Below are 12,274 nucleotides of genomic sequence, written 5' to 3' on the forward strand. Positions count from 1 at the left end.
GGACAGAGCTTTAAACCTAGCCCTGTTTCAAGTAGCTGGCTAATAACCGGACTCTATGGGCAGGTCCAGCGTTGCGAAGTCAGCTATCATGCGCCGGTTTTCGTGACAGGCTTTGCTACAGGGCAAGTTTGCGCGCATTTGCCCAGGAGATTTAATGAACATCCTCTTTATGCATTGCCGGCCAGGCTTCGAAGGTGAAGTCTGCTCCGAGATAGCCGAGCACGCCGCGCGCTTGAACGTGGCCGGTTATGCCAAGGCCAAGACCGGTGCTGCGTGCGCCGAGTTTGTCTGCACGGAAGAAGACGGCGCCGAACGATTGATGCGCGGCCAGCGTTTCTCGCAGTTGATCTTTCCACGGCAATGGGCCCGTGGGATGTTTATCGACCTGCCGGAAACCGACCGCATCAGCGTGATCCTGGCGCACATGGCGGATTTCCCGGTGTGCGGCAGCTTGTGGCTGGAAATGGTCGACACCAACGACGGCAAAGAGCTGTCGAACTTCTGCAAAAAGTTCGAAGTCCATCTGCGCAAGGCACTGATGGCCGCCGGCAAGCTGGTGGAAGATGCCCAAAAACCGCGTCTGTTGCTGACTTTCAAAAGCGGTCGTGAAGTGTTCATGGGCCTGGCCGAGTCCAACAACTCGGCCATGTGGCCGATGGGCATTCCGCGCTTGAAGTTCCCCCGTGAAGCGCCAAGCCGCTCCACCCTGAAGCTGGAAGAGGCCTGGCACCACTTTATCCCGCGTGATCAGTGGGACGAGCGCTTGCACAGTGACATGACTGGTGTCGACCTGGGTGCCGCCCCTGGCGGCTGGACCTGGCAACTGGTCAACCGCGGCATGCTGGTGACCGCCATCGACAACGGCCCGATGGCCGAAAGCCTGATGGACACCGGGCTGGTGCAGCACTTGATGGCCGACGGTTTTACCTTCAAGCCCAAACAGCCGGTGGACTGGATGGTCTGCGACATTGTCGAGAAACCGGCGCGCAACGCGGCGATGCTGGAAGAGTGGATCGGCGACGGACATTGCCGCGAAGCGGTGGTCAACCTGAAGCTGCCGATGAAACAGCGTTACGCTGAAGTGAAGCGCCTGCTCGAGCGTATCGAGGAAGGCTTCAAGGCACGTGGCATCAAGGTCGACATCGGCTGCAAGCAGCTGTACCACGACCGTGAGGAAGTGACCTGTCATTTGCGTCGGCATGATGTGAGCAAGCCGAAGAGACGCTGATTTCCGCGGACCAGGCTTTTGTGGCGAGGGGAGCCAGCTCCCTCGCCACAGGTACAGTTTGCATGCGCTGTTAACGCATCCGGTTTTGCGCGACAATGCCGGCCAGTTTCAGGAGTTAACCATGAGTGAAATGATCAATGCGCCGGTAGACGGCACCCTCGACGCCACTGGCCTCAATTGCCCGGAACCGGTGATGATGCTGCACCAGCACATCCGCGACCTGGTGCCTGGCGGCCTGCTCAAGGTGATTGCCACTGATCCGTCGACCCGTCGCGACATCCCCAAGTTTTGCGTGTTTCTGGACCATGAGCTGGTCGGGCAGCATGAAGATGCCGGGACCTTTCTGTACTGGATTCGCAAGAAGTCCGTTTAGCGAGCGCTTGTAGGGCTGTCAGTCAGACGTGTAGGAGCGAGCGCGCTCGCGATGGACGTCAACGATAACGCGTATTTTCTGGGTAAACGCGTTGCTCTGGAGTTCATCGCGAGCGCTCGAACGTCGACCGGCTGCTCCTACAAGGGTCAGCGTTCGTTCAATTGACTGATGCGTATCCGCTTGCGTGAACTGCGCACCAGCCGGATCGACAGCATCAACGCCGCGCAACTCAAGCCGGCAATCAACCCCTCCCACAGTCCGCTCGGGCCGCTGGCCGGGCCGAACCAGTCGGTCAGCCCCAGTACGTAGCCCACCGGCAAGCCAATGCCCCAGTAGGCAAACAGCGTCAGGATCATGGTCACCCGGGTGTCCTGGTAGCCGCGCAAGGCGCCCGCGCAGATCACCTGGATCGCATCGGAGAACTGGTACAGCGCCGCATACACGATCAGCATCGAGGCGATCTGGATCACCGCCTTGTCGGGGGTGTAGATCGAGGCGATGGGCTCGCGCAGCAGCAGGATCAGGCTCGCCGAGAACGCCGCGAACACCAGTGCCGCGCCCAGCCCGACCTTGGCCGCGAAGCGCGCCTGATACGGGTCACCGGCCCCCAGTGCCTGGCCCACTCGCACGGTGACCGCCATGCCCAGTGAATAAGGAATCATGAACAGCAACGAACTGATGTTCAGGGCAATCTGGTGCCCGGCCACCACAGTCGAGCCGAGGCTGCCGATCAGCAGGGCAATGACCGCGAAGATGCTGGACTCGGCGAAGACGGCGATACCAATTGGCAAGCCGATGCTGACCAGGCGCTTGATCACGGCCCACTGCGGGCGATCGAAACGCACCAGCACGCGGGTACGGGCATAGACGGGCGCCCAGCGGGTCCATCCGGCCATGCTCAGGGCCATGAACCACATGACGATGCCACTGGCCCAGCCACAGCCGACGCCACCCAGGGCAGGCAGGCCGAAATGGCCATAGATCAGCGCATAGTTCAGCGGGATGTTGAGCAGCAGGCCGCACAGGCCAATGACCATGCTTGGGCGGGTGCGGCCCATGCCATCGCTGTAGCAGCGCAGTACGTAATAGAAGGCAATGCCCGGCAAGCCGAAGGCGATACCGTGCAGGTAGCCCATGCTCGGTTCGATCAGCTGTGGGTCGACTTTCATCCAGTGCAGGATCGGCTCTGCGCTGAGCAGCAGGCCGCTGCCCATCAGTCCGACACAGAGTGCCAGCCACAAGGCCTGGCGTGCCAGCGGACCGATCTCGTCGAACTGCTCTGCACCAAAGCGTTGGGCAATCTTGGGTGTGGTCGCCAGCAGCACGCCGGACATCAGCAGGTAAATCGGGATCCAGATCGAATTGCCCAGGGCCACCGCAGCCAGGTCCCGTGGGCTCACCCTGCCGGCCATCACCGCATCGACGAAACCCATGGCCGTGGTGGCCAGTTGCGCGATGATGATCGGCACGGCCAGGCCAAGCAGTCCTTTGAGCTCCAGGCGAACCCGGGCCGGGCGGGGGAGGGAAGTAGCGGCGAGGCTTTCAGTCACAGAGTTCACAGGCGAAGCGTCCAGAAGGTGTTGATGCGCAAAGCGACGCATTCTACGCCTTTGACACAGCGGTCAGGAAAACTCCCGTGTTAGGGATTTGTAAACCTCGACTGACGGGAGCTGCGCTACACTGCCGATCCGCCAAAGGAGCCTGCCATGCTGATTGTTGCCGACGAAAATATCCCGCTGCTCGATGCCTTTTTTCAAGGGTTCGGCGAAATCCGCCGTGTGCCGGGACGCTCCATCGACCGTGCCACGGTCGAGCAGGCCGATGTGCTGCTCGTGCGCTCGGTGACCAACGTCAGTCGCGCGTTGCTCGAAGGCAGCAAGGTACGGTTTGTCGGCACCTGCACCATCGGCACGGATCACCTGGATCTGGATTATTTCCAGCAGGCCGGCATCACCTGGTCCAGTGCGCCGGGTTGCAATGCGCGAGGGGTGGTCGATTACGTGCTCGGCAGTCTGCTGACCCTGGCCGAGATCGAAGGCGTGACGTTGACCGAGCGCACCTATGGCGTGGTCGGGGCCGGTGAGGTGGGCGGGCGACTGGTCAAGGTGCTCAAGGGGCTGGGCTGGAACGTGCTGGTCTGCGATCCGCCGCGCCAGGCCGTCGAAGGCGGTGATTACGTCAGTCTGGAGCAGATCGTTGCACAGTGTGACGTCATCAGCCTGCACACCCCGCTGACCAAGAGTGCCGAGCAGCCTACCTGGCACCTGTTCGATGAGCCACGTTTGCGGCAGCTCAAGCCAGGCGCCTGGCTGATCAACGCCAGCCGTGGCCCGGTGGTGGATAACAGCGCGCTGCGCGAAGTCTTGCTGGAGCGCGAGGACCTGCAGGCGGTGCTGGATGTGTGGGAGGGCGAGCCGAGTGTGGATATCGCCCTGGCGGAACTGTGCGTGATCGCCACCCCGCATATCGCCGGCTACAGCCTGGATGGCAAGCAGCGCGGGACCGCGCAGATCTACCAGGCGCTTTGCCAGTTCCTCGGCCAGCCCGCGACGGTTTCCCTGGATGATCTGCTGCCGGCGCCGTGGCTGGCACAGGTCAGCCTGAACGCCAGCAGTGATCCCGCCTGGGCCCTGGCAATGCTGTGCCGCGGGGTGTACGACCCGCGCCGTGACGATGCGGACTTTCGTCGCAGCCTGGTCGTCAGCGGTGCCGAACAACGCACGGCATTCGACCTGTTGCGCAAGCACTACCCTGAGCGACGCGAAATTGACGGGCTGAAGGTGCGGATCGAGGGTGATTCGCCGGCATTGCGGCAGATCGTGACGGCGCTGGGTGCGCAAGCAGTCTGAGTTATTTACGCCCATAAAAAACCCGGCCGATAGGGGCCGGGTCGGAAGACGTAAGGCTATGTATCAATCTTGCTTGGCAGGCTTGACCAATCGCTGTTCCAGTTCGCGGCAAGCGCTCTGGATCATGGCTTCAGTGATCGGTACTTCGCGGCCCTGAGCATCAATAATCGAGCACCCCAGAGACTGGTCTGGCTGCGTGCGGATCACTTGAATCTTGTCATCGCTGCTGTGTTGCAAGGACATGGCCTGTCTCCTCATCAGGTTGTGCGCATAGTGTAGATCCGCCAAATGACCACGCTGTGACAGCTCCCCACAGGCGATGAGGCGGTCTATTCAGTCCATCAGAAATAACCTCTGACTGCCAGCCGGACTTTAGACCAATAACAACTAGGCTCTAGTGTCAGCGGTCATATTCAAACCGACTCATTGTGATTTACATCAGTTCAAACGGATTGACCGGTGTAGGCTCATCCTGTTGATCCTTACCGTTGGTCTTTTCGGATGATCCTGATGCTGTCTGCCCGTCACCGCCGCGCCATTCGTCTTTCCGTGCGGTTTATCGCGCCCTATCGTTGGCAGGCGTTGGGCGCCTTGCTGGCGCTGGTCGTCACGGCGGGCATTACCTTGTCTATGGGGCAGGGGATCCGCCTGCTGGTGGATCAGGGCTTCATGACCCGCTCGCCCCACCTGCTCAACCAGAGTATCGGCCTGTTCCTGATGTTGGTGGTGGGGCTGGCGATAGGCACCTTTACCCGGTTTTACCTGGTGTCATGGATCGGCGAGCGCTGCGTGGCCGATATCCGCCGGCAGGTGTTCAACCACTTGATCTACCTGCACCCGGGGTTCTACGAAAACAACCGAAGCTCCGAGATCCAGTCGCGCCTGACGGCCGACACCACGCTGTTGCAAACGGTGATTGGCTCCTCGCTGTCACTGTTCCTGCGCAATGGGTTGATGGTGATCGGCGGCATTGTGCTGCTGTTCATCACCAACCCAAAACTCACCAGCATTGTGGTGGTCGCCTTGCCCCTGGTGCTGGCGCCGATCCTGATTTTCGGGCGGCGGGTGCGTAGCCTGTCGCGCCAGAGCCAGGACCGTATCGCCGATGTCGGCAGTTATGTCTCGGAAACCCTGGGCCAGATCAAAACCGTGCAGGCCTACAACCATCAGGGGCAGGACGAACAACGCTTCGCGGTGACCGTGGAGCAGGCCTTCGATACGGCGCGCAAACGTATCCTGCAGCGGGCCTGGCTGATCACCCTGGTGATCGTCCTGGTGCTGGGGGCGGTCGGGGTGATGCTCTGGGTCGGCGGCATGGACGTGATCGCCGGACGCATCTCCACCGGCGAATTGGCGGCGTTTGTGTTTTACAGCCTGATCGTCGGCGGTGCCTTCGGGACTTTGAGCGAAGTGATTGGTGAATTGCAGCGGGCAGCCGGGGCGGCGGAGCGGATTGCCGAGTTGCTGCGCTCGGAAAACATCATCCAGCCGCCCGTGACTGGCCGGGTGACATTGCCGGATCGGGTGCGCGGCGAGCTGCAACTTGAGGAACTGCGCTTTTGCTACCCGTCACGCCCTGAAAGCTACGCAATCGACGGCTTGAGCCTGGCGATCAAGGCGGGCGAAACCCTGGCGCTGGTCGGCCCTTCGGGTGCGGGCAAGTCGACGGTGTATGACTTGCTGCTGCGCTTCTACGACCCGGCGCAGGGGCGCATTCTGCTCGATGGTGTGCCGCTGACCCGGCTCGACCCTCTGGATGTGCGCCGTTGTTTTGCCCTGGTGTCACAGGCCCCGGCACTGTTTTTCGGCAGCATCGAAGAGAACATTCGCTACGGTAAACCCTCGGCGACGCTGGAGCAGGTCCGGGAGGCGGCGAAGATTGCCTACGCCCACGACTTCATCGAGCAGATGCCCAACGGTTACCAGACCCATCTGGGCGATGGCGGGCTGGGCCTCTCCGGCGGTCAGCGCCAGCGCCTGGCCATCGCTCGGGCGCTGCTGGTGGACGCGCCGATCCTGTTGCTCGACGAAGCCACCAGCGCCCTCGATGCGCAGAGTGAACACCTGATCCAGCAAGCACTGCCCAGCCTGATGAAAAACCGCACCACCCTGGTCATCGCCCATCGCCTGGCCACGGTGAAAAATGCCGACCGGATTGCGGTGATGGATCAAGGCCGGCTGGTGGCGGTGGGGACGCATCAGGAGCTGGTCGTGAGCAATCCGTTGTACGCGCGGCTGGCGGCGCTGCAGTTCAGTGACGGACAGACTGCCCTCACCGACCAGGCAACCGACTAAGTAGAACCCCACAAAAAATGCCCACATCTCGCGATATGGGCATTTTTCTTACGGCCAACCAGAGCGGCTTACAGCTTGCTGCTCTTATTGATCGTCAAAATACCGCTCATGCCAATCCACCAGCGGTTGCGGTGAATTGAGTTTCTGGCCGTAGATCACCGAGTACGACAACACGTTCTGCACGTACTGGCGGGTTTCGTCGAACGGGATGCTCTCCACCCAGACGTCGAAGCTCAGGTGGTCGGCGCCGCGCAGCCATTGGCGGACGCGGCCGGGGCCGGCGTTGTAGGCCGCGGAGGCGAGCACGCGGTTGCCATTGAACTGGCTGTGCACCTGGCTCAGGTAGGCGGCGCCGAGCTGGATGTTTTTCTCCGGATTCAGTACTTGCTGTGGCGAGGCCAGCGGAATGCTGAACTTGCGCGCGGTTTCCTTGGCGGTGGCGGGCATCAACTGCATCAGGCCGCTGGCGCCGACACTGGAGCGGGCATCCTCCATGAAGGCGCTTTCCTGGCGGGTAATGGCGAACACCCAGCTCGAATGCAGGCCACGGACCTTGGCTTCCCTGACCAGGGTGCCGCGGTAGGCCATCGGGAAACGGATGTCCAGGTCGTCCCAGTACTGCGCCTGACTGATGGTACGAATAGCCGGGAAGTACCACTTCAGGTCGTAGGCCAGCTTGGCCTGGGCAACCATTTCGTCACGGTTGAAGCGGCGACTGACGTGGTACCACTCGCGGCGCCCGTCGACGATCTGCCCGCGGGCATGGAACTCCAGTGCGCGGCGAATGCCCGGTGTGTTGCGCACCTTGTTGATCAGTGCCTGGCTCATCACCAGCGGCTTGTGGTTCAGGGAGTACGGTGATTGCGAGCGATCGGCCGCCAGGAAACCGTAGAAGTCCCGCTCGCGGGCGAGGTTGCGGTACAGGGTCTGTGCTTCCGGGTTCTTTGGCTGGGCCAGTTCCAGGCTGCGGGCCTGCCAGTAGCGCCAGCGGTTGGTGGTGGCCAGGTCCTGCGGCAGGCGGAGGGTCAGCTGATAGGCATCGTCCCAGCGGGCCAGGCGCAGCAACAGGCGCAGGCGCCATTCGGATACGGTGTTGTCACGCAGTTCCGGGTCGTACTTGGTCATGACATCAAGGGCGCGGCTGTCGTAGCGACGCGCCAGGGTCAGGCCGATTTCCCGGGCAATGGCGACTTTTTCGTCGCGGGAAAAATGCATGCGGCTGGCGTAATCGTCGAGCAACGCCATGGCCCGCTCCGGATCCTGGCGTGCCAGGCGCCGCAAGCCAAGGCTGACCACATCGCCCATGGCTTCATCGGCGGGGGTAAAGCGCGACGGCTGGTTAAGCAGCTCCGGCTTTTGCGCCACGTCCACCAGCAGGCGGCCACGGGGGGCCAGGGTGGTCATGTTGTTGATCAGACTGTTGGCCAGGGCATAGTTACGGCTCTGGGCGGCCAGTTTGGCGCGTTCCCAGCGCTTCTGCTCGGTCAGTTGGCCTTGGGCGGCCCACTGGGCAAACAGCGCATCACAGGCCGCCGGCTGGGATTTTCCAGTCAGCCAGAGTTTTTCGGTGTTGGCATAGCCTTCAGCCTTGAGATTGTGGCTGATCTGGTATTGGGCGTTGAGGCAGTCCAGCTCAGTGAAGTTGAGCTTGGGGTCGTAGTATTTGACGAAGGTCGACCAGTCGCCGCGCTCGGCCAGCCAGCGCAACCAGCGCAGCTTCATCCAGTTGGCCTGTGGCAGGTCACCGTGTTCGGCGAGGAACTTTTCGATTTCGGCATTGCTCGCGCTTTTCAGTCGCGCGGTCAGCTCGTCATAGGCCAGATAAGGTTCGAGCGGGTAGTCGGCGAGCGCCTGGCTGTAGCGAAAGTACGGGCCGGTGTCACCCTTGGCCAGGGCACGCTTGGCTTCATCGTAGTACTGGCGTTGGGTGGACAGGTCCACCGCCTGAGCGGATTGAGCGGCAGTGGCTGTAAGAAGCAGGCAGGATAAAAAACTGAAAAGGCGACTGCGCATGAGACATCCGGGCAGAGAAATCATGACAAGTGCCGGCTGGTGCCGGCACTGATTACTTGTAGCTTAGCCTTTTGCCAGCAACGGGTGAAAGCTTTGCCGGTTCGGCGGCACAAGTTCGCAACAATTAATGTGCAGAGTGCTTCGGCAGTGAAAATGCCGGCCTTCTGGAGCCTCAAGTCAGGTAGAATGCGCGCCCGGTTTTTGGAGAAGCTCATGACCCTGCTCAAATTCAGCGATGTGTCCCTTGCTTTCGGCGCTATGCCGTTGTTGGACAAGGTGTCCTGGCAGATCGCCCGTGGTGAGCGGGTGTGCATCATCGGCCGCAACGGCACAGGCAAGTCCAGCATGATGAAGCTGGTCAAGGGCGATCAGAAGCCCGATGACGGCTCTGTATGGCGTGCCCCTGGCCTCAAGATCGGCGAATTGCCGCAAGAATTGCCAGTGGCCGACGAGCGGACAGTGTTCGACGTGGTGGCCGAAGGCCTGGACGGTGTGGGCGAGCTGCTTGCGCAGTACCACCACCTGAGCCAGAACATCGTCACCGACGCCGACCTGGACAAGCTGATGCACGTCCAGCACGACCTCGAAGCTCGCGACGGCTGGCGTTTGCAGCAACTGGTCGACAGCACCCTGAGCCGTCTGCAGTTGCCCGCCGACAAGACCCTCGCCGAATTGTCCGGCGGCTGGCGTCGTCGCGTCCTGCTGGCGCAAGCCCTGGTTTCCGAGCCGGACCTGCTGCTGCTCGACGAACCGACCAACCACCTGGACATCGGTGCGATTGCCTGGCTTGAAGAAGCCCTGAAGGATTTCCAGGGCGCCGTGCTGTTCATCACGCACGACCGTTCCTTCCTGCAGAACCTTGCCACGCGCATCCTGGAACTGGATCGTGGCGGCCTGATCGACTGGAACGGCGACTACGCCAGTTTCCTGGTGCACAAGGAAGCCACGCTGGCGGCCGAAGAAACCGCCAACGCGCTGTTCGACAAAAAGCTGGCCCAGGAAGAAGTCTGGATCCGCCAGGGCATCAAGGCCCGTCGCACCCGTAACGAAGGCCGCGTGCGTGCCCTCAAGGCCCTGCGTGTTGAGCGCAGCGAGCGTCGTGAGCGTACCGGCAAGGCCAATATCCAGCTGGACACCGCCGACAAGTCTGGCAAGCAAGTGATGGTCCTCGAGAACGTCAGCTTCGCTCACCCGGACGGCCCGTTCCTGATCAAGGATTTCTCCATGGTCTTGCAGCGCGGCGACCGTATCGGCCTGCTGGGCGCCAACGGTACCGGCAAGACCACCTTGCTGAAACTGATGCTCAACGGCTTGCAGCCGACCAGCGGCACCGTGGAAGAGGGGACGCGCATCGACGTGGCCTACTTCGACCAGTTGCGCCACCAGTTGGACCTGGAAAAGACCGTGATCGACAACGTGGCCGAAGGCCGCGATTTCATCGACATCGACGGCCAGAGCCGCCACGTGCTGAGCTACCTGGGCGACTTCCTGTTCAGCCCGCAGCGTGCCCGCACGCCGGTCAAGGCGCTGTCCGGTGGTGAGCGTGCCCGTCTGTTGCTGGCCAAGCTGTTCAGCAAGCCGGCCAACTTGCTGGTCCTCGACGAACCGACCAACGACCTGGACGTGGAAACCCTTGAGCTGCTGGAAGAGGTCCTGCTGACCTTCAACGGCACCGTGCTGATGGTCAGCCACGACCGGGCATTCCTCGATAACGTGGTCACCAGCACCCTGGTCTTCGAAGGTGAAGGCAAGGTCCGTGAATACGTCGGTGGTTACCAGGACTGGCTGCGTCAGGGTGGCTCGCCGCGCCTGCTGGGCGTGACCGAGAGCAAGTCCGGCAAGGCCGACCTGAACTCTGCCGTGGTCACCGCGGCACCTGCGCCGGCACCGGCTGTTCAGGAAGCACCGGCGGCGAAGAAGAAGCTCAGCTACAAGCTGCAGCGCGAGCTGGAAGCCTTGCCAGGGCAGATCGAGGCCATGGAACAGCAGATCGCTGTGGTTGAGGCCCAGATGGCCGACGCCGGGTTCTATCAGCGTCCTGCTGCCGAAACCGCGACGGTGATCGCCCAGTTGGAGCAGTTGCAGGCTGAGCATGACGTGATGGTCGAGCGTTGGGCCGAGCTGGATGCCTGAGTGATCCTGCGATAAAAAAGCCCGGCGTTCAGTGATGAACGCCGGGCTTTTCATATGGGATGGGATCTGGCGCGTTCTCCCTGTAGGAGCGAGCGCGCTCGCGAAAAACCCAAGGTAAATGCGGTTCTTCGGTTTCACCGCGTTATTGTTGGCGCCCATCGCGAGCGCGCTCGCTCCTACAGAGAGGGTGGATCAGCTTTTGATCAGGCGCACCGCCAATACATCGCAAGGCGCACCGTGCAGCACGTCGTTGGCGGTGGAACCCAGCAGCAATGCCAGGCCGTGACGACCATGGCTGCCGACGACAATCAGGTCACAACCTTGCTCCTTGGCGAAATGGTGGATTTCCTGGCGTGGCTGGCCGTAGGTCAGGTGGCTGTTTTCCTTGGAAAGCTCGGGGTATTTGTTGATCAGGCGCTCGAGGCGCTCCTTGGCCTGGTCGAACTGCTGTTGTTGCAATTGCGACAGGTCCATCGGCACGTCACCACCAAAGGCCATGGCCATCGGTTCGACGATGTGCACCAGGGACAGTTTGGCGCTGTTGCTGACCGACAGCTCGCGAGCGCGGTGAATCACAGGATCGCACTCTTCGGTTAGGTCTACGGCGACCAGAATATGGTGGTAGGGCATGAGGTGCTCCTCCTGAGGATTGCGATAAGGGTAAGTATGGCTGGTTTCAAGCGAATGGTTTTCGACAGGGATCAATTCGCTCATCAAGAATCGGGAGTACAGATATGACGGTCTGGATAGTGGTGTCAATCCTTGCAGTGGTGCTGAGCCCCTTGGCGTGGCTTCGGCCATCACGTCGCCAGGGTGGCCAGATGGCGCTGCGCATGGAGGCTCGGCGCATTGGCCTGGCCATGCAACTGGCGCCCCAGGTGTGGCCCCACTGGCTGGCGCCCGAGCCGCCCAGCCCCTGTGCGCAGTACCATCGGCCACGGCGCGGCAATCGGCCGGCGTGCTGGAGTTACTGGCAAAAGACCCCGGGGGTTTGGGTCAATCAGTGGCAGGAGGTCTGCGAGGATCGGGCGTTACTGATTCATTTCGAGAAGTTGCCGGCCAACGTGTACAAGGTCGAGGCCGACAAACAGATGATTACTCTGTATTGGGGCGAGAAGGGCGAGGTTGAGGTGTTGCAGCACATCGATGCCACGCTCAAGGCGCTCGCCTGAATACTTCGCTCCCCGTGGCGGCAGGCTTGGCTGGCCGCCGCGGGGGGCGTGTTTATGGCGGGGCATAAAAAGCCCGACATCATCATCGGGCTGGAGTTGGCCAGGCAGGCCGGCAATCGGGTTCGGTCCGATCTCACGCCGGGTATTCGCCCAAAGCGTTGATCTTTTTCTTTCAAGTCCTGCCAGCGTAGCTGCTTGAGCGCACGTTGCG

General features: G+C 61.6%; 10 protein-coding genes. 6 read left to right on the forward strand and 4 right to left on the reverse strand.

Annotation, left to right across the window (positions count from 1 at the left end):
• Window positions 1-154: 154 nt before the first annotated feature.
• Together rlmM and tusA are read left to right on the forward strand one after the other, a co-directional pair.
• Complete coding sequence (gene rlmM / locus CKW29_RS06080) at window positions 155-1,228, forward strand: 23S rRNA (cytidine(2498)-2'-O)-methyltransferase RlmM (protein WP_095148088.1); 1,074 nt, start codon at window positions 155-157, stop codon at window positions 1,226-1,228.
• A gap of 121 nt (window positions 1,229-1,349) precedes the next feature.
• Window positions 1,350-1,601: a sulfurtransferase TusA gene (tusA, locus tag CKW29_RS06085; protein WP_095082256.1), complete on the forward strand. Its 252-nt coding sequence runs from the start codon at window positions 1,350-1,352 to the stop codon at window positions 1,599-1,601.
• 146 nt (window positions 1,602-1,747) lie between these two features.
• On the opposite strand, the gene CKW29_RS06090 is transcribed toward tusA, so the two are convergent.
• Window positions 1,748-3,160, reverse strand: coding sequence for an MATE family efflux transporter (locus CKW29_RS06090; RefSeq protein WP_095148194.1), 1,413 nt, complete (start codon window positions 3,158-3,160; stop codon window positions 1,748-1,750).
• Window positions 3,161-3,307: 147 nt separating this feature from the next.
• Between CKW29_RS06090 and pdxB the strand changes: the two genes are divergently transcribed.
• Window positions 3,308-4,450, forward strand: a complete 1,143-nt coding sequence (gene pdxB, locus CKW29_RS06095) for a 4-phosphoerythronate dehydrogenase PdxB (protein WP_095148089.1) — start codon at window positions 3,308-3,310, stop codon at window positions 4,448-4,450.
• Between the two features lie 63 nt (window positions 4,451-4,513).
• Here the strand turns inward: pdxB and CKW29_RS06100 are convergent, their stop codons facing one another.
• Window positions 4,514-4,693, reverse strand: coding sequence for a PA1571 family protein (locus tag CKW29_RS06100; protein ID WP_095082259.1), 180 nt, complete (start codon window positions 4,691-4,693; stop codon window positions 4,514-4,516).
• 258 nt (window positions 4,694-4,951) lie between these two features.
• On the opposite strand from CKW29_RS06100, the gene CKW29_RS06105 reads away from it, so the two are divergent.
• Entirely contained in the window at window positions 4,952-6,745 is a 1,794-nt protein-coding gene (locus tag CKW29_RS06105) for an ABC transporter transmembrane domain-containing protein (protein ID WP_095148090.1), read from the forward strand.
• 84 nt (window positions 6,746-6,829) lie between these two features.
• Here CKW29_RS06105 and CKW29_RS06110 read toward each other — a convergent pair whose 3' ends face one another.
• Window positions 6,830-8,758, reverse strand: a complete 1,929-nt coding sequence (locus CKW29_RS06110) for a transglycosylase SLT domain-containing protein (protein WP_095143119.1) — start codon at window positions 8,756-8,758, stop codon at window positions 6,830-6,832.
• A 213-nt stretch (window positions 8,759-8,971) separates the two neighbouring features.
• Between CKW29_RS06110 and CKW29_RS06115 the strand changes: the two genes are divergently transcribed.
• Window positions 8,972-10,891 carry an ATP-binding cassette domain-containing protein gene (locus CKW29_RS06115; protein ID WP_095148091.1) on the forward strand — a complete coding sequence of 640 codons (1,920 nt, stop codon included), beginning with the start codon at window positions 8,972-8,974 and terminating at the stop codon, window positions 10,889-10,891.
• Between the two features lie 192 nt (window positions 10,892-11,083).
• Here CKW29_RS06115 and CKW29_RS06120 read toward each other — a convergent pair whose 3' ends face one another.
• Complete coding sequence (locus CKW29_RS06120) at window positions 11,084-11,521, reverse strand: universal stress protein (RefSeq protein WP_095148092.1); 438 nt, start codon at window positions 11,519-11,521, stop codon at window positions 11,084-11,086.
• A gap of 104 nt (window positions 11,522-11,625) precedes the next feature.
• Here CKW29_RS06120 and CKW29_RS06125 point away from each other — a divergent pair, with 104 nt between their 5' ends.
• Window positions 11,626-12,063 (forward strand): hypothetical protein, encoded by a 438-nt coding sequence (locus tag CKW29_RS06125; RefSeq protein ID WP_095143122.1) that lies wholly within the window; start codon window positions 11,626-11,628, stop codon window positions 12,061-12,063.
• The last annotated feature ends 211 nt before the right edge of the window (window positions 12,064-12,274 follow it).

It is taken from the genome of Pseudomonas sp. Irchel s3a18, assembly GCF_900187535.1.
In the GTDB taxonomy this organism is placed as follows: domain Bacteria; phylum Pseudomonadota; class Gammaproteobacteria; order Pseudomonadales; family Pseudomonadaceae; genus Aquipseudomonas.